Genomic DNA, 17,638 nt, shown 5'->3' with positions numbered 1-17,638 from the left:
AGGCCCGTGCAGCGGGAGTCCGTGTCGTCACGCCGCCACCCACGCCCTCGGCGTCAGCCGGTACGCCACCACGTCCGCCCCCAGGTTCAGTACGACGGTCAGTGCGCCGAACACCACCGCCAGCCCCTGCACCACCGGCACGTCGCGCTCCGCGACCGCGTTGAGGAGGACCGTGCCGAGGCCCGGGATCACGAAGAGGGCCTCCACGACGATGACCCCGCACAGCAACCAGTCGACGGTGCGGGCGAGTTGCTGGACCGCGGGGGCGAGGGCGTTGGGCAGGGCGTGGGTGTAACGGACCCGGGCGCCGGGGACGCCGTAACGGTGGGCGTGGGCCGTGTAGGGGGCGGCGAGGGCATCGACCATGCCCGCGCGGACCAGGCGCGACAGGGAGCACACCGGGCGGGAGAGCAGGACGAGCACCGGCAGGACCAGTGCGGCCGGGTGGCCGAGCAGGTCCGTGCCGTACCCCACCGCGGTCGGCGGCAGCCAGGCCAGCTTCAGGGCGAACACCGTCACCAGCAGCACCCCGAGAGCGAACTCGGGGACCGCGTACACGGCGAGGGTCACGGAGCTGACCAGCCGGTCGACGGGCCGCCCCTCGTGGCGGGCCGCGAGGACGCCGAGCCCGAGGCCGAGCGGGACCAGCAGGGCCAGGGTGAGTGAGGCCAGCAGCAGCGTCGGACCGAAGCCGCCGGTGATGTAGCCGAGCACCGGCCGTCCGGAGGCGAGGGAGGTGCCGAAGTCGCCGTGCGACAGGCCCCACGCCCAGTCGGCCAGCCGCTCGTGGGCGGGCCGGTCCAGGTGCATGGCCTCGCGGATCGCGGCGATGCGGGCCGGGTCGGGCTGGTCGCCCGCGAGGGCCACCGCCGCGTCGCCCGGCAGTGCCTCGGTGAGCGCGAAGACCAGCAGCACCACGGCCACGGTCTGCACGGCACCGAGGACCAGCCGCCGGGCGACGAAGGAACGCAGACCGCTCACGCGAGCCAGACCTTGTCGAAGCGGGCCCAGTCGAGCGTGTTGGCGGGCGCCTTGGTCGCAACCCCCTTCACATTGCGGCCCGTTCCGATGATCCAGTCGGCGAACCCCCAGATCAGGAAACCGCCCTCGGCGTACAGACGGCGCTGCATCCGCTCGTACACCGCCGCGCGCGACGCCTTGTCACGGGTGGACTGCGCCTGCTGGTACAGCGCGTCGAAGTCCTTGTGGTGCCACTTCGTCGCGTTGGTCGTGGAGTCCGTGAGCAGGCGCTGGGAGATGTGGGCCTCGATGGGCATGGCGCCGGAGCGGTAGCAGCACAGGGTGCCGTTGTCGAGGATGTCGCTCCAGTAGGAGTCCTTGCTGCCCATCCTCACGTCGATCGTGACGCCCGCCTTGGCGGCCTGGTCGCGGAAGATGCCGGCGGCCTCGGTGAACCCGGCGGCGACGGCCGAGGTGTCCAGGGTGACCCTGAGCTTGTCGGCACCGGCCTGCTTGAGGAGGGAGCGGGCCCTGTCGAGGTCCTGTGCCCGCTGCGGGAGGCTGTCGGCGTAGTACTCGTAGCCCTTCCCGAACAGGTCGTTGCCGACCACGCCCGCGCCGGACAGGGCGCCGTCGACGAGTTCCTGGCGGTCGGCGATCAGGAAGAACGCCTCGCGCACCCGCCTGTCGTCGAAGGGAGCCCGGTCGGTCTTCATGCAGAACGCCTGCATGGCGCTGCCCCGCAGCCGCACGATCTCGATCTGCCCTCTGCCTTCGTGGGCGCGGGCGGTGGTGGGGCTCAGTTCGTGGGCGTACTCGACCTGGCCGCCGAGCAGGGCGTTGACGCGGGCCGACTCCTCGTTGGCGACGAGGAGTTCGAGTTCGTCGAGGTGCGGAGCGCCGTCCCAGTAGTCGTCGTTGCGGCGGAAGACGGCGGAGCGGCCGGGGGCGAAGGAGACGAGGCGGAAGGGGCCCGAGCCGATCGGCTTGCGGTCGAAGTCCTTCGCGCCCTCAGGGATGATGTACGCCCCGAACGCGGCCAGGATGTTGGGGAATTCGGCGGTCGGCCGCTTGAGGACGAACTCGATCGACCGCTGCCCGGTGGCCCGGCTGGCGTCGAGGTCGATGGGGTCCAGGGACGCCTTGGCGCGGAACGCCTGGTCCGGGTCGGCGATCCGGCGGTAGCTGTGCAGGACGTCGTCGGCGGTGACCGGGCTGCCGTCGTGGAAGGTGGCCTCGCGCAGGGTGACCTGCCAGCGGCCCAGCGTCTTGTCGGGTTCCCACTTGGCGGCGAGACGGGGCTGGGCGGACAGGTCGGCGCCGTAGTCGGCGAGCTTGTCGTAGAGGGCCTTGGCGCGGGCCACGTCGGCGAACAGGTTCGCCAGGTGCGGGTCGAGGGTCTCGCTCGCCCCGCCTCCGGCGAACGCGGCGCGCAGCCGGCCGCCCCGCTTCGGAGTGCCGTCGGCGGACGGGGACTCACCGGTGTCGGATCCGGCGCAGCCCACCAGGGCGGCCGCGGCGACGCCTCCGGTGGCGGCGAGGAATCCGCGTCGGCGCAGGCCGGAGAAGCGTTCGTCGTGCATGGATGGTCCTTCGTGTCAGTCGGTGCGGCTGCGCGCGACGACGTGCAGCCGGTCCCCGTCGGTGGTGGTGCCGGGCAACTCGCCCTGGTTCCAGGTGGGTTCGGTGCGCGGTCCGGGCCCGTCGTGGAGTTCGAGGACCTCGAAGCCGTGCACGGCGAGGAAGTGCCGCAGCTCCTGCGGGAACAACAGCCGCCAGGCGGACCGCTGTTCGACAGGAGGTGAGGAGTCGGACGTCCATACCCGGGTGCGGCGCAGGAGTTGCGCGGCCCGGTCGACGTACAGGGTGGTCGTGGAGCGGTGGTCGGCGCCCTGCCAGGTGAAGCTGTTGACGGTCTCGGTGTCGAGGAGTTCGGTGCGGCCCAGGAAGTAGGCGCCGTTGCGCATCTCCGCGACGAGCAGTCCGCCCGGGGCGAGGGCGCGGCGGCAGGAGGCGAGGAAACCGTCGAGCTGGGCGTTGGTGTGGCAGTACAGCAGGGCGCTGTCCAGGCAGACGAGCGCGTCGAACGCGGCCGGGCCGAAGTCGAAACCGTGCAGGTCGGCGTGGACGTACTCGGGCCCCGGATGGTGGGAGCGGGCGTGCTCGAGCATCGCCTCGGACAGGTCGGCCCCGGTCACCGTACGGCCGGCCCGGTACAGGTGGGCGGCGTCGCGCCCGGTGCCGCAGCCCAGGTCGAGCACGCGCGGTCCGGCGCCGTGGCGGCTCAGACAGTCCTCGGCCCAGCGTCCGGCGAGCCGGTCGGGGTCGGGGAAGCGGACCTCGTACAGGGCGGGGTTGTCGGTGAGGAGGTTGCCGGCCGCGGCGCTCTCGTCGGCGTTCGTCCGCGGGCTCACGCCGTGCTCCTCTCCCGGGCGGGAGCGACCACGGTCGGCGGACTCCCCGGCAGCATTCCGCGCCGGTGCAGCCACGCCACCCCGCCCGCCGAGGCCAGCCCGAACAGGGCGCAGCACCCCCAGGGCAACCGGTCCCCCGTGTCCATGGCCCAGCCCACGGCGGTGTTCCCGATCGCGGCCGCGACGCCCGAGACGACGTAGAAGATCCCGAAGTACGTGCCGGTCAGTTCGGACCGGCCGAAGCCGGGGATCAGCTCCATGACGAAGGGCGAGGCGACCATGACGCCGAGGTAGAGCAGCAGGGTGCCGAGCAGCACGGCGACGACGGCGAGCGGCCCGCGGGCCCCGGTCACGAGCATGGGCGGCAGGAACGCGAGACCCATCAGGGCGAGTCCGGTGGCGATCCAACGCGCCCTGCTGCCGCGGGACTTGAGGGCCCGGGTGATGCGCAGTTGGAGGGCCAGGTTGGCGAGCGTGCCGACGAGGAAGACGAGCCCGGCCGCCCCGCCCCAGCCGGTGGCCTGCCGGGCCCCGTCGGGCAGCAGCAGGTAGAGCTGGCTCTCCAGGGTGAACATGCCGACCATGGCGAGGGCGAACGCGACGAAGGCACGGTTGCCGAGGACTTCCCGCCAGTCCCCGAGGACGGACCCCTTGCTCGGCTCGGGCCGGTGCGCGGGCAGCACGAGGGCCTGTGCCACGGTCAGGACCGCGAAGAGGGCGGCGGCGGTGAGCGCGGACGTGCGGAAGTCGACGAGGAGCAGGGCGCTGCCCAGAAGCGGTCCGATCAGCGCTCCGGCGGTGGCGAAGACGTTGAACAGGGCGAACGCCTCGGCCCTGCGCTCCCCCGACTCCTGTGCGAGGTAGGCGCGCACGGCCGGGTTGAACAACGCCCCGGCGAGTCCGCTGAGCACGGACGCGGCGAGCAGCACGGGCAGCCCGTCGCCGAGCGCGAACAGTCCGAACCCGACCGTCCTGAGCGCGCATCCGGCGATGATCACGCCTCGCGCGCCGAGCCGGTCGGAGGCGGACCCGCCGATGATGAAGAGCCCCTGCTGACTGAGGTTGCGCACCCCGAGGACGACGCCGACGACGGCCGCCGACATGCCCAGGTTGTCGGTGAGATGCACGGCGAGATAGGGCACGAGGAGGTAGAAGCCGGTGTTGACGCCGAGCTGGTTGACCAGCAGGAGCCGGACGGCGAGCGGGAAGCGGCGCATCTCACGCCACGTCTTCACGCGCCACCACCTCCTCGACTCCCAGGCCGGGCAGGCCGTTCGCGCGTACGACCCCGTCGGCGCCGCCGATCCCGGACCACGGGTCGTGGGCGAGCAGCAGGTGTCCGTCGAGGTCGGTCCAGCGGGCCCGGTCGGCGAGGTGGACGGCGGGGGCGAGCCCGAGGGTGCTGGCGGTGAGACAGCCGAGCATCAGCTCGGTGCTGCTGCCCTCGATCAACTCGGCGATGCGCAGGGCGGCTTGGACCCCGCCGCACTTGGCGAGCTTCACGTTGACGCCGTGGACGCGTCCGGCCAGGCGGCGGACGTCTTCGAGGCTCACCGCGTCCTCGTCGGCGATGACGGGCAGGGGCGAGCGTTCGGCGAGGGCACCGAGGGCGTCCGGGTCGCCGGGGGCGAGAGGCTGCTCGACGGCCTCGACACCGAGGTCGGCGAACCGGGGCAGCAGGGCCAGGGCCTGCCGTACGGTCCAGGCGCCGTTGGGGTCGAGGAGCAGCCGGGCCCCGGGCGCGGCGTCGCGGATGACGCGTACGCGTTCCACGTCGTCCTCGGGGTCGGGGGTGCCCGCCTTGACCTTGATGACCTGGAAGCCCTGCGCGGCGAGGCGGCGGGCCTCGGCGGCGGCGTGCAGGGGGGAGGTGATGCCGATCGTGCGGGCGGTCGCGGCGACCGGCGGTTCGGGGGTGCCGAGGAGACGGTGGACGGGGGTGTTCGCGCGCTTGCCGACGAGGTCGAGGAGCGCGGACTCGACGGCGGCGGTCACGGCGGGCGGCACGGCCCGCGGTGACGCCAACTCGCCTTGCCGCAGGGCCTCCAGGGCGCTTTCCGGACGAGCGAAGAGGGTGAGGTCCACAGCCGACAGCAGCCGTACGAGTGTGTCGGCGTCGAGGCCGTAGTACACGCTGGTGACGGCCTCGCCGTGGCCGGACAGGCCCTCGTGGTCGAGGGTCAGCCAGACGGCCTCGCGAGCGGTCATCGTGGAGCGGGAGATGCGCAAGGGCTCGGCGAGGTCGAGGCGCACGGTGCGCAGGCGGGCCTTCACTCGGTGCCTTTCAGGGGAGTGAGCGGATCGGTGATCCTTGTGCAGCGCACCCAGCCGGTGGCCTCGGCCGCGCAGGGGTCGGGTATCTCGACCGGCCGGTCGGCCGCGGTGTGCGGGTCGAGGCCGTGCGCGGTGGTGAAGGCGTCGTCGTAGACGGTGCCGAGGTAGCGGTGGGGGCCGTCCGGGAAGACGGTCGCGACGACCGCGCCGGCGTGCACGCGGGCGGCCCAGGCGGCGACGCGGGCGGCGGCCCCGGTGCTCCAGCCGCCGCTGACGAAGGAGCCGCGGGCCAGTCTGCGACAGCTGTCGACGGCCGCCGCGGGGCCGACCCAGTGGACCTCGTCGAAGGCGCCGTAGGCGACGTTGCGGGGGTGGATGCTGCTGCCGAGGCCACGCATCAGGCGGAGCCGGGCGGGCTGGCCGAAGATGGTGGAGCCGGTGGCGTCGACACCGATGAGCCGCAGGGCGGGCCAGTGCCTTCGGAGCGGGCCGATGATGCCGGCGCTGTGGCCGCCGGTGCCGACGCTGCACACCAGGATGTCCAAGTGGTCCAACTGGGCGGTGAGTTCGGCGGCGAGGGAGGCGTATCCGGCGGTGTTGTCGGGGTTGTTGTACTGGTCGGGCCAGTAGGCGCCGGGGAGTTCGGCGAGCAGGTCCTTGAGGCGGGCGAGCCGGGCCGCCTGCCAGCCGCCCTGGAGCGCCGGGCGGTCGACGATCTCCAGGCGGACTCCGTGGGAGTGCAGCAACTGCCGTACGGAAGGCTCCAGTTCGCTGTCGCCGACGAGGACGATCGGATGCCCGAGCGCCTGGCCCGCGAAGGCGAGACCGATACCGAGGGTGCCCGAGGTGGACTCCACCACCGGGGCGCCGGGCAGCAGTTCGCCGCGCTCGCGGGCGCCCAGCAGCATGGACACGGCGGCCCGCGCCTTCATGCCACCGGCGGCGAGGCCTTCGAGTTTGGCCCAGAAGCCGGGGTGGGCGCCGGGCAGGTCGGTGGTGATCCGGACGACCGGGGTGCGGCCGAGCAGGGCGAGCAGTTCGGGGCGCGCGCCTGTGGGGCGTACGGCGGTCGTGGTCATCGGCCGTCTCCCCGCCGACGGTAGCGGTGGACGAGTCCGGGGCCGCCGTCGAGCCAGAAGAAGGGGTACGGCTCCGCGCACACCGCGCTGACCCCGTGGCCGAGGAAGCGGGGCAGGACGGCGCTGCCGGTCTGGGCGAACATCACCAGCTGCTTGCCGTGGAGCAGGGCGTGGCGTCGCAGGGGTTCGAAGGTGCCGTTGCCGAGTGTCATGCCGGAGACGAGCAGGGCGTCGCAGTCCCCGGCAGCGACGAGCGCGTCGGCGACGACGTGCTCGCCCCACTCGGTCGTGCCGCCCTTGAGGTCGCAGGGCACGTATCCCAGTCCGCGCGAACGCAGGGCCTCCAGGAGGGAGTTGACCACTCCGACCACGAGCACCCTGGCACCGGCGGGCAGATCCAGCAGCTCGACGACGACCTTCGCGCGGGCCCGGGACTTCTCCAGGGAGGAGCCGGCGGCCAGCGCTGCAGCGCGGGCCCCGTGGTCCGGGGTGTGCGGGGTGACGTGCATCAGATACGCGTCGAGCGCGGCCACCCGCACCGGCGGCAGGGGGTGTTCCAGAAGCCGGGCCACATCCGCGCCCACGCACTCGTCGAGCGCGCTGTCCGGCAGCTCGCCGGGTTCCACCGCGCACGAGCCGACGGCTTCGGCGAGGCGCAGGCTGAGGACCTCGTTGCGGTAGCCGGTGCCGCGTCCGTCGTGGCGTACGGCCTGGCGGGTGGTGAAGGCGACGGCGATGCGGAGCGCGGCCGGGTCGGGGCCGAGGGCGCCCGCACGGACGTGGCCGACGAGGTCGCCGTAGCTCTGGAAGGTCACGGTGGACATCGCGGGACGAGCCCCGGCCGCCGCGTGGGCCCGGAACGCCGTCACGAGCGACGGAGGCCCGGCCCCGTTCGCCGTGTCGCCGTGCCCCGGCGCAGCCGCGGCTGCTGCGGGGGAGCGGGGACCGCCCGCCTCGGCGGCGTCGGCCCGGAAGGTACGCGCGGTCATCGGACGACCAGTCCCGACCGCAGTTCGGCCAGCAGTGTCTCGACGCGGTCGCGGGCGCCGGGTCCTTCGGGGTCGCCCGCCATGACATGGCCCAGGTACTCGTTGTTGCTGCCCGCAGCCTTCACGGCCTTGCCGGGCTCGGTGAGGAGAAGTTCCAGCACTCCGTCGGTGTCCCGGAGTTCGCCCTGTGCTTCGAGCGTGCCCGTGTGCTCCGGCACGAGGAAGCCGATGGCGGCGCTGCGCAGGCCGGTGTCCGTGCGGCGCAGGTCGGGGGCGCGGCCGAGGGAGACGTCGACGAAGGCGGCGGCGAGGTCGATGCCGGTGACATGGCGGACGAGCTCGGTGATGCGATTGCCCGCGGGGCGGGGGTTGACCTCGACGACGCGGGGTCCTGCGGAGGTCAGCTTGATCTCGGTGTGAGCGACCACCGCGTCGGTCAGGCCGAGGGCCTTGAGAGCGGTCAGGGCGGTCTGCTCGGCCGCCTCGGTGTCGGCGGAGGACAGGGCCGCCGGGAACATGTGCCCGGTCTCGACGAAGGCGGGCGCTCCGCCGATGCTCTTGTCGGTCACGCCGACCACGTGCACCGCGCCGGCGTGCGACACGGTCTCGACGCTCACCTCGGGGCCGTCGAGGAGCTCTTCGAGCAGGACGACCGGGTCCCGGCGCTGCCCGCGGGCGTTCACCGGGAAGTCGGCCAAGGCGCCCACCGCGTCGGCCAGTTGGGTCTCGTCGTCCACGCGGCGGACGTACATGCCCGCGCACAGGTCGACGGGTTTGACGACGAGCGGATAGCCGATCTCCCGCGCGGCCCGGGCGAGGTCGGCCCACTCACGGTGCAGGGCGAAGCGGGGACCGGGCAGGCCGGCCTCGGCGAGGACGCGGCGGGTGGCGTCCTTGCGGCAGGCGTTTCCGACCGCTTCGGGGCCCGGTCCCGGCAGGCCGAGATGCCCGGCGATCCGGGCCACGGCCGGCAGGTAGTAGTCGCAGGAGGTGAGGACGCCGTCGAAGCGCAGCACCGTGTGCAGCCGCTCGATCTCCGGCAGCAGGGTCTCGGTGTCGTTGGTGTCGGCGGTGATCACGTTGCGGGCGCCGAGCAGCGGGTGGGCCGCGCCCTCGGGCGCCGAGCGGAGGTAGTGGTGCAGGTCGCGGGTGAGGAACGTGAACTCGTGTCCGCTCTCCCGGACCGCCCGGGGCAGCAGCCTGCTCATCGACCCGACCCAGCTCTCGACCATCAGCAGATGAGCCACAACTCCCCTTTTCATGCGGTTGGTTCAGGCGTCAGGGCAGCCCGGAAAGACCCTCGGGCGGGAGGGGCGGGCGCTGCGCATCAGACGTTATCGATAATCATTTTCATTTACTAGTCCCTTACCGAACATGAATCGGAGAGACATGTGTTCATGACCCGTAGCGCCCTTACGGCAGCGGCAGTTCGGTCCGGATGAAGTTCCGTCAGGGGCGCGGTCGCGGGGCGGCCGTAGCCGGACGGGCCCACGGCGTGACGGATGGCGTTGGTGACCGGTTCGCCGGCGACGGGTTCGACGGTGAACGACAGCTCGTCCAGGCAGGCCACGTCGGCTGGGGCAGGCCGGGAGCGGCGTGTCCCGCACGGCCTCGCAGGTCTCCTCCGGTGCCCGGTCGGCACGGGCCGGGACGGTACGCAGCCCCTCCGGCCCGGCGTCGACGTCCTGGTGCCGGTCCTCGATCAACCCGTCGGTGCGGAGCACCGGTTGGCCGCCCTCGGCCGGTTCGGGCTCCACCGTCCCGAGCAGCCCACGCGGGCCCGCCGCTCTCCCGCTTCCCCCTCCGGGCCTTCGGGGCGACGAGCTGCCCGGCTGGCTCCTCGGGATCCGGTCGGCCGCGGCGAAGGGCATGCCGCCGAGCCCGAGGGCAGAGGTCGACGAACTCGACGGTGCCGTCGGGGCCGACGACCGCGGGCAAGGGGTGTCCGGCGCGGGTGGGGCACAGCGCCGGGACACCGGGTCGTAGCCGGCGCACGGACAGGCGGCCCCGACGATGCCGGAGTCCGCCTGACTGCTGTCCACCGCCCAGCCCTCGCCGCGCTCCAGGCGGCCCACCGGGTCGTCGAGGCGGGTGAGGAGTTCGTCGGGCGGGGTCCGGGGAAGCCGGTCGCCGCTGGGCCGTCCGGCCCTGGCCGTCGCAGAGCGCGATGGTCATGCCGGCCTCGGACAGCGAGCCGGTGAGCCGTTGCAGCACCGGTTCGGCGGCCCCCAGGAAGTGTCGTCCGGGGCCGGGCCGGGCGCACGGCACCAGCAGCCCGCCCGGCTCGGGACCGGCGGACCTGCACAGCTGCCAGGAGTCGAGCACCGCGCCCCGGACGTCCGCGTCCACCCGGGCACCGGCCAGGAATCGTTCATGGGCATCGACCAGGCCGCCGATGTCGTCCCAGGGTGACGGGCAACGGAATCGCTTCCCTCACCTGGAGGCGGCCCGGTCGCTCGCCGCCACTCGGCTCGCCCCAAGGCGCCCGCCGAGCGCCTGCACCGCAGACCCCTTGCGCCACGCATCACAGCACCTGCCGGGCGCTGGCACATCGCCTTCGACACCGGGTCGTGCCGCGACCGGACCGGCCCACCCGCACGGCCGATCCGGTGGCAAGGGGACGGGTCAGCAGGTGGCCACGCCGTCCAGCCAGGCCGGGCCCTTGATGTAGATGTTGGTCATCCACGAGCCGTCGGTCAGCTTCGACCAGGCGTCGTTGGTGTAGCCGTCGGCCGTGACCTGCTGGGCGTGCTTCTGGCAGACCACGTTGACCGTGGTCGGCTGCGCGAAGTAGTCGACCACACCGGCGTTGACGTTCGGCTCGCTGTGGGTGCGCACCCCGGTGCCCCAGGTCTGGAACGCCTTGCTGCCGCCGGACGGCGGCGGGGTGCTGCTGCCGCCGCAGTCCGGGATGCCGGGCAGCCAGGCCGGGCCCTTGATGTAGATGTTGGTCACCCACGAGCCGTCGTCGAGCTTGGCCCAGGCGTCGTTGGTGTACCCCTCGGCGGTCACGGTCTCCGCGTGCTGCTGGCACTGGACGGACACCTGCGTCGGCCCGGGGAAGGTGTCGACGACGGGGGAGCCCACGCTCGGCGACCGGTGCGTGCGCACACCCGTGCCCCAGGTCTCGAAGACCGTGCCGCCGTTCGCGGGCGGCGGTACGGGCGTGCCGGAGCCGTTGATCCGGACTGCGCCCGCGTAGTCGCCGCCGGTGCGCACGGACGTGACCCTGATGTGGGTGCCCGACTCGTAGGCCTCGACCATCTGGCCGCCGCCCAGGTACATGGCGACGTGGTGGATGTGCCCGCTGCCCCAGAACATCAGGTCGCCCGGCAGCAGCGGGGCGGTGCCCTGCCCGGCGGAGAACCGGGCGGAGGCCTGCGGGGTGTGGAACTGGTCGTCGGCCGTGCCGTTGAGGAGGTCCTTGCCGGTGGCCCGGTAGTAGGCGTACCGCATCAGGCCCGAGCAGTCGAAGCCCTTGCGCTCGCCGTCGTGGAGGCTGTCCGGGTCGGAGCCGTCGTAGAAGCCGTAGCTGGCGCCCGGCGTGGCCGCGTGGCCGCCGCCCCAGCTGTACCAGACGCCGATCTGCGAACAGGCGGCGTCGACGGCGGCCTGCGCGGTGGCCGAGGCGCCGGGCGCGAGCACACCGCAGGTGGCGTCCTGGGCCGCATGGGCCGGGGCGGAGAAGAACGCGGTGAGCGCCAGTGCCGAGGCGCCCAGGATCGCGCCGCTGGTCCGGCGGCGCGTGCTGATGGTCTTCAAGGGACTCTTCCTTCGTCGAGGAGGCGTCAGCGGGATGCCGGTGGCGCCGACGGGAGGTGCGGGTGGCACACCCCACCCCCGTGGGGGTGTGCCACCCGGGCTAGTTGGGGAGGGCGGCGCGCATCTTGGCCAGGCCGCGCAGGCGGTTGCGCTGGACCGTGCCGCGATGGGCGCCGAGGCGCTCCCCGGCCGTGTCGTGGGTGAGTCCCTCCAGGTCCACGAGGATCACCGCGGCGGCCTCCTTCTCGGAGAGCATCCCGAGCAGCGCGAGCGCCGTGGCGGAGGCCTCGTAGGAGGCGAGTCCGCCGTCCCAGCCGGCCTCCGGCAGCTGGTCCGTGGTGCGCTCGCGGCGGGAGGGGTGCTGCCAGGAGTCGCGCAGCAGGTTGAGGGCGACGGCGCAGGTGTAGGCGTACGGGTGCTGCTGGCGCGTCAGGTTCCGGTCGCGGGCCCGCCGGGACAGCCGCAGATAGGTCTCCTGGAGCAGGTCGTCGGCGTCGTGCGGATTGCCCGTCAGGGCCAGCAGCCGTCTGCGCAGGCGTGGCATGTCGGCCGTGAAGGACGCGTCGAAGTCCCCCGGGCTCATCCGGTTGTCGGCCTCGCGCGGTGGTGGCGGACAGGTGGCGTGGCTGTGCATGTTTCCCCCTTGCGGTGTTCCTCGCGGCGATCCCCCTGCGGTGATCCCCTCGTGGTGCTCTTCGTGCGGTGTCGCGCTCCGGTGGTCAGGCCGGAGGGCGGGGCGGGTCGGCGGGCCCGTAGCGGGCGGTGGGGACGCGGCGCAGCAGGGCCCAGTACCGGTCGCCGTACGACCAGTGCCACCACTCGGTCGGGTAGTTGACGAAGCCGGTCGCGCCGAGCACCCGGCCGAGCAGGGCCCGGTTCTCGCGGGCCTCGGCGTCGATGCCGGGCGCGTGGGTGCGGCAGGCGCCCGCGCTCTCCTCCGGGGTGGCGTTGACCTCCGTGCCGAGCGGCAGTTCCCGGCCCGCGTGGTCGCACAGGGTCAGGTCGACCGCGCCGCCGCTGACGTGCGGGGCGACCTCCGGCGGCGAGATGTACGCGCTCGCCAGCTCGCGGATCCGCTCGGGAGACGCGTCCGGGTGGGCCTGCCGCATGGTCGCCGCGTACTGCTCGAAGTACCGGCGCTGCAGGTCGGGCGGCCGGTACCCCTCCACCACCAGCAGGCGGATCCCCGCGGGCAGCAGCCGCTGCGCCCGCACGAGCCGCCGCAGCGCGCCGGCCCTCAGATGGGCGTAGCTCCCCTCCTCGTCGGCCTGGCGGGAATCGAGGAGCAGTTGCCCGTCCTCGCGCAGATCGACGAGCGGTTCCCCGCACTCGTCGTGCGCCACCGCGGCAACCCTGGGATCCGCGAGCGTGATGATGTCTGTCACGGGAAGAGCTTCTCCGGGCCCTCTGCAAATGCTCTGCAGTTCGCCTGCAAGCGCCGCCCCAGGGGTTCTGCAGGGACATCGCGGCACCCGCGTCGCACCTACGCGCGGTCCCGCGCCTCCCGCGCCCCCAGCTCCCGGAAGACGCCCATCGCCTCGGCGCGGGACCGCGCGGCCGCGTCCGTGTCGTCCGCGGCCTCCCGCACCCGGGCCAGGTCCCACAGGGTCCGCGCCCGCCACAACGGCAGCCGCAACGCCTCCCACAGCGACAGCGACCGCTCCAGCGGTTCCCGGGCGCTGTCGGCGTCGCCGGAAGCCAGGTGCCACTCCCCCAGGGTCCGCAGCACCAGCGCCTCACCGAACCGGTCCTGCCGCTCCCGGGCCAGCTCCAGGCACCGCCCGAGCCGTTCGCGCGAGGCGTCCAGGAGGCCCAGCCGCAGTTCCACCTTGGCCAGCGACTGCTCGGTGTACATCACTCCGAAGGTGTCGTGGAGCTCGGTGAAGACCCGCAGCACGCCCCGCAGCAGTCGCTCGGCGTCCGCGTACTGCCCCTGCGCCCGGTGGCACAGGGCCACCGCGCGCAGGACCAGCGCCTCACCGTGCCGGTCGTCCTCCGCCCGGTGCAGCTCCAGGGCCTGCGCGAAGGCCGCGCGGGCGGCGGGGTCGTCGCCCTGTTCCCGGTACACGTAACCGAGTCCGTAGAGCACCCGGGCCCGGGCGCCCCGGTCGTCGAGCCGCTCGTAGTGCTCCAGTGCCGCGCCGAGCAGCTCCAGCGCCTCGGGGTAGCAGGCCTGTTCCCGCCGGGCCGTGGCCATGCCGAGAAGGGCCTGGGCCGCCCCCTGCGGTACGTCGTCGTGATGGGCCTCGAACAGCCGCAGGGCGTCCCGGAAGTAGCCGTACGACTCCTCGAACTCGTCCTGCTCGTAACGCAGTTGCCCCAGCCCGGTGAGCAGCCACGCCTCCCCCTCGCCGTCCCCGCTGCGCCGTACCGCCGCCATGGCCGCGGTGTGCGAGCGGGACCAGGCGTCGAACTGGTTGTAGAGCGCGACCGAGCTCGCGATCAGCGCCCCTGCGAGGTCCCGGGCGGCGCGGTCCATCCCGTGGTCGGCGCAGTACTCCACCGCCGCCAGCAGTCCGGTCTGCTCGGCGGCGAACCAGGCCGCGGGCCGGCTGAGCAGGTCCTCCTCGGCCTGCGGATCGAGCGGGTCCACGGGCCGTACGGCGGCCGGTTCGGGGAAGTAGCGTGCGGTGCCGCCGGGGCCCCGCGCGGCGGCCTTCTCGGCCAGTCCCAGCCAGCATTCCACCAACCGCCCCACGGCCGCCGTCCGTTCCTCGGCGCTCTCCTCCGACAGACAGCGCTCGCGGGCGTGTTCGCGGGCCAGGTCGTGGATGCGGTAGCGGCCGCGGCCCGTGCCGTCCACGCCGATCACGTCGATGAAGTGGCAGTCCACCAGGCGCTCGACGGCCTCCTCGGCCTCCTCCGTGCCGATGTCCAGCAGGGGCGCGGCGACCCAGGCAGCGAAGTCGGGCAGGTCGAGCAGGGCCAGCCGGCGCAGGGCGCGCCGCTCCTGCGGATCGAGGTCGGCGTAACCCAGTTCCAGGCTGGTGCGCAGCTCCAGGTCCCCGGCGCGCAGTTCGTTGAGCCGCAGCCGCTCGTCGCGGAGCCGGGCGGCGAGCCGGCCGGGCACCCAGTGCGGGCGGGCCGCGAGCCTGGCCCCGGCGATGCGCACGGCGAGCGGCAGCCGTCCGCACAGGGAGACGATCTCGGCGGTCTGCTCGGGCTCGGCTCGCACCCGGTCCGCTCCGGCGACGCGTCTGAGGAGTTCGAGTGCCTCCTCCTCGTCCGGGACGGTCAGATCGAGGTGGGCCGCGCCCTCCAGGGCCACCAGCCGGCGCCGGCTCGTGACGAGCACCGCGGAGCCGGGGCCGGGCGGCAGCAGCGGCCGTACGTGGGCCTCACCGGCGGCGTTGTCGAGGATCAGCAGGATGCGGCGGTGACCGGTGTACGTGCGGTACAGCCCCGTCAGTTCCTCCACGGAGCTCGGCAGGGTCTCCGGTTCGGCGCCCATGGCGCGCAGCAGCCGGGCGAGGGCGTCGGCGGGCTGCAGCGGGGCGGTGTCGGCGGCCCGCAGGTCCACGAACAGGCGTCCGTCCGGGAAGAGTTCGGCGGTGCGGTGGCCGACGTGGACGGCGAGGGCGGTCTTGCCCGTTCCGGAGCGTCCGGAGATCACCCCGATCGGCGGGGCGGTACGGCCGGGGTCGTCGACGCGGCCCAGCAGCGAGACGGCCCAGTCGATCTGGTCCGAGCGGCCCACGAAGTCGGCGATGTCCGGGGGGAGATGGGAGGGGGCGGGTCGAAGTACCTCTTCAACGACCCGCAGGGCACCGCTTCGCGGGGCCGACGCGCCCGGCCCGGTGCCCGCCGCCTCCGTACGGCCTGTCGCCCGCTGCCGGGCGGTCGAGGCGGCGGCTTCCCCCGCGACCGGACCGGCACCGGAGTCGGATCCCGGCCGTGCGGGGCCGTGGGGGCGGGGGCCCGAGCCCTGTGGTGCGGGGTCGTGGGGCCGGGAGCCGGTGCCGAGCAGCGCGGTGTCGTTGGTCAGTACGGCCTTGTGCAGCGCCCGCAGTTCCGGGCCCGCGTCGATGCCGAGTTCCTCGCGCAGGACCTCGCGGCCCTCCTGGTAGGTGTGCAGGGCGTCGGAGACACGTCCGGTGCGGAACAGGGCGGTCATCAGCTGGCCGCGCGGCCGTTCCCGGAGCGGGTGGGCGGCGACGTGGGCGAGCAGGGGCGCGATGGTGCGGTCCGCGCGGCCGAGCTCCAGTTGGAGGCCGAAGGACTCCTCCTGGGCGACCAGCCGCAGTTCGGCCAGCCGGGCCGCCTCGATCCGGGCGAACGACTGGCCCAGCCCTTCGAGGGCCTCCTGTCCCCGCCACAGTCCCAGCGCCTCGGAGAGCAGTTCGGCGGCCTGGTCCGCACGGCCGGCCGCGGCCTCGGCCCGGCCCGACACGAGCAGTTCCTCGAAGCGGCGGGCGTCGACCTGGGAGGCGTCGAGGTCGGCGACGTAACCCGGCGGCCTGGTGCGGATCACCTCGGCCTCGCCGACGCGGGCCAGGGCGCGGCGCACCGCGGAGACATGGGTGGCGACGAGGGCGCTGGCGGTGGCGGGCGCCTGCTCGTCCCAGACACAGTCCACGAGCCGTTCCGTGGAGAGCACCTCGCCCAGGTGGACGACGAGTGCGGACAGGACCGCCAGGGGTCTGACCCCGCCGAGCGGAGCCCGTCGGTTGCCCTCCCACACCTCCACGGGACCCAGAAGACGTACCTGGAGCATCGTTCCCCGATCGCCGTACCGCCCGCTCCACGGATGCGTGTTCGACGATATCGACGGGCGGTGTCGCCGGACGACGAGAACGGGGCGGTCCTGGCCGGATCCAGCCAGCCGTTCACCCCTCGACGGGCGCTGAACGGCGGCTGACAGCGGGAGCACAGGAAGCGGGCTCCCGGCTTCCTCCTGGGCGGCGGTTGGCTGGATTTCGACGGCGCGCACAGAGGGCCCTCGCCTGAGGGACGGCTGCTCGGGGCCGCCCGTATGAGCGTTCCGCGAAGTTTCTCGCGCCGGAAATTCATGAGGGTCACGGGTCATACGGACGGGGCGTGCGAGGCGTCAACAGCCTGCAAGCACAAACCGTTTCCACCGCGCCCAGGGAGTCGCCCGATGTCACGCCGGACCTTGCTCCTCACGACCGCCGCTCTGCTGGCGGTGACGCTCACGGGGTGCGCGGACGGCACGACGCCGTCGCAGACAGCCGCCCAGGGGTCGGGCTCCGGTACCGGCCGTCACGCCTCGGACACCCCGGAGCAGACCCTCCACCTGGCCGAGCAGCTCCTGACCAAGGAGTGCATGGAGAAGCTCGGATACAAGTACTGGGTCGAGGAGCGGCCGGCTCCCGACGGGCCGAGCCTGTTCCCCTACGTCGTCGACGACCCGGCGTGGGCCGCCCGGCACGGATACGGCAACGACATCTACCGCGCACAGCAGCGGGAGGCCCTGCGCGACCCGAACCAGCGGTACTTCCGCTCCATGCCCGCCGACCGGGCTCCCGAACTGGTCAGCGCCCTCAACGGGCCGCGGCCGGAAGGACTGTCCGTCCGCCTCCCGAACGGCATCCAGGTCACCCACAGCGACCAGGGCTGCGTCGCCGAGGCCGAACGCGCCCTGTACAAGGACCTGCCGGCCTGGTTCCGGGCCACCCGTGTCGCCACCAGCCTCGCCGGCATGCGGGCCGGCATGGTGGTCGCCGACAAGCGCTACCTGGCGGCCCTCAAGCCGTGGGCGCGCTGCATGAAGGCGAAGGGCTACACGTATCCGAGCCCCGCCGAGGCCCGCGCCGCGGCCACCCGGCCCGACAAGGAGTGGCCGCACGCCGAGGAAGTGCGCCTGGCATCGGCCGAGGCGGCCTGCGCCGGCTCCACATCCAGCCCCAGCCCCAGCTCCGGCCCGGGTTCCGGCTCCGACACCCTGTCCGCCGTCGTGAAGTCGCTCGACGCCGAGTACCGGGCCGAACTGCGACGGCGCCACCCCGGACCGACGGCCGATCTCGACCGCCTCAAGCGCGAGGCGCTGCCGCGCGCCCGGACGATCGTCGCGCGCGGCGACTGAGTCGCGGCCGGCCCTCCACAGACCACCACGGCCCCGGCCGTGGCCGCACCACCCACCGCTCACTCACCACCGTTCACCCATCACCGCTCACTCAACACCCCTCACGAAGCGAAGGAT

General features: G+C 73.5%; 13 protein-coding genes. 1 reads left to right on the top strand and 12 read right to left on the bottom strand.

The genetic code is table 11. The features are described 5' to 3' along the window. Positions 1-27: 27 nt before the first annotated feature. From IOD14_RS11060 to IOD14_RS11005, 12 genes are all read right to left on the bottom strand, one after another. On the bottom strand, positions 28-981 hold the full coding sequence (locus IOD14_RS11060; protein WP_212670155.1) for an ABC transporter permease: 954 nt from the start codon (positions 979-981) through the stop codon (positions 28-30). Next, entirely contained in the window at positions 978-2,543 is a 1,566-nt protein-coding gene (locus tag IOD14_RS11055) for an ABC transporter substrate-binding protein (protein ID WP_123992229.1), read from the bottom strand. Before IOD14_RS11055 ends, IOD14_RS11060 begins: the two co-directional genes overlap by 4 nt. A gap of 15 nt (positions 2,544-2,558) precedes the next feature. Next, positions 2,559-3,374 carry a class I SAM-dependent methyltransferase gene (locus IOD14_RS11050; protein WP_212670154.1) on the bottom strand — a complete coding sequence of 272 codons (816 nt, stop codon included), beginning with the start codon at positions 3,372-3,374 and terminating at the stop codon, positions 2,559-2,561. Continuing rightward, entirely contained in the window at positions 3,371-4,609 is a 1,239-nt protein-coding gene (locus IOD14_RS11045; protein ID WP_212670153.1) for an MFS transporter, read from the bottom strand. The genes IOD14_RS11050 and IOD14_RS11045 overlap by 4 nt, the downstream gene beginning before the upstream one ends. Beyond that, positions 4,593-5,648 carry a dipeptide epimerase gene (locus tag IOD14_RS11040; protein ID WP_212670152.1) on the bottom strand — a complete coding sequence of 352 codons (1,056 nt, stop codon included), beginning with the start codon at positions 5,646-5,648 and terminating at the stop codon, positions 4,593-4,595. The genes IOD14_RS11045 and IOD14_RS11040 overlap by 17 nt, the downstream gene beginning before the upstream one ends. Beyond that, positions 5,645-6,727: a pyridoxal-phosphate dependent enzyme gene (locus IOD14_RS11035; RefSeq protein ID WP_212670151.1), complete on the bottom strand. Its 1,083-nt coding sequence runs from the start codon at positions 6,725-6,727 to the stop codon at positions 5,645-5,647. The genes IOD14_RS11040 and IOD14_RS11035 overlap by 4 nt, the downstream gene beginning before the upstream one ends. Then, on the bottom strand, positions 6,724-7,551 hold the full coding sequence (locus IOD14_RS11030) for a DUF364 domain-containing protein (protein WP_123992942.1): 828 nt from the start codon (positions 7,549-7,551) through the stop codon (positions 6,724-6,726). The genes IOD14_RS11035 and IOD14_RS11030 overlap by 4 nt, the downstream gene beginning before the upstream one ends. A gap of 161 nt (positions 7,552-7,712) precedes the next feature. After that, the gene (locus tag IOD14_RS11025) at positions 7,713-8,963 is read right to left on the bottom strand and encodes an ATP-grasp domain-containing protein (protein ID WP_174269263.1); all 1,251 of its coding nucleotides are present in this window, start codon (positions 8,961-8,963) and stop codon (positions 7,713-7,715) included. Positions 8,964-10,341: 1,378 nt separating this feature from the next. Beyond that, a complete protein-coding gene (locus IOD14_RS11020; protein ID WP_212670150.1) occupies positions 10,342-11,478 on the bottom strand; it encodes an NlpC/P60 family protein in 1,137 nt (378 codons plus the stop codon). A gap of 100 nt (positions 11,479-11,578) precedes the next feature. Then, positions 11,579-12,112, bottom strand: coding sequence for a sigma factor-like helix-turn-helix DNA-binding protein (locus tag IOD14_RS11015; protein ID WP_123992223.1), 534 nt, complete (start codon positions 12,110-12,112; stop codon positions 11,579-11,581). An 85-nt stretch (positions 12,113-12,197) separates the two neighbouring features. After that, complete coding sequence (locus IOD14_RS11010) at positions 12,198-12,863, bottom strand: M15 family metallopeptidase (protein ID WP_123992222.1); 666 nt, start codon at positions 12,861-12,863, stop codon at positions 12,198-12,200. A gap of 98 nt (positions 12,864-12,961) precedes the next feature. Further along, positions 12,962-16,192 carry a BTAD domain-containing putative transcriptional regulator gene (locus tag IOD14_RS11005; RefSeq protein WP_212670149.1) on the bottom strand — a complete coding sequence of 1,077 codons (3,231 nt, stop codon included), beginning with the start codon at positions 16,190-16,192 and terminating at the stop codon, positions 12,962-12,964. A gap of 384 nt (positions 16,193-16,576) precedes the next feature. Between IOD14_RS11005 and IOD14_RS44740 the strand changes: the two genes are divergently transcribed. Continuing rightward, a complete protein-coding gene (locus IOD14_RS44740; RefSeq protein WP_282959516.1) occupies positions 16,577-17,521 on the top strand; it encodes a hypothetical protein in 945 nt (314 codons plus the stop codon). Positions 17,522-17,638 lie beyond the last annotated feature (117 nt).

Source organism: Streptomyces sp. A2-16 (genome assembly GCF_018128905.1).
Lineage (GTDB): Bacteria > Actinomycetota > Actinomycetes > Streptomycetales > Streptomycetaceae > Streptomyces.
Note: the sequence above shows the minus strand (reverse complement) of the source record. Positions and strands in the feature narration are given on the sequence as shown.

Bases quoted from the DNA above. Each gene is read 5' to 3' on its own strand.
- IOD14_RS11055 (WP_123992229.1), bottom strand. From the start codon at position 2,543: ATGCACGACGAACGCTTCTCCGGCCTGCGCCGACGCGGATTCCTCGCC.
- IOD14_RS11035 (WP_212670151.1), bottom strand. From the start codon at position 6,727: ATGACCACGACCGCCGTACGCCCCACAGGCGCGCGCCCCGAACTGCTC.
- IOD14_RS11030 (WP_123992942.1), bottom strand. From the start codon at position 7,551: ATGTCCACCGTGACCTTCCAGAGCTACGGCGACCTCGTCGGCCACGTC.
- IOD14_RS11015 (WP_123992223.1), bottom strand. From the start codon at position 12,112: ATGCACAGCCACGCCACCTGTCCGCCACCACCGCGCGAGGCCGACAAC.
- IOD14_RS11005 (WP_212670149.1), bottom strand. From the start codon at position 16,192: ATGCTCCAGGTACGTCTTCTGGGTCCCGTGGAGGTGTGGGAGGGCAAC.
- IOD14_RS44740 (WP_282959516.1), top strand. From the start codon at position 16,577: ATGTCACGCCGGACCTTGCTCCTCACGACCGCCGCTCTGCTGGCGGTG.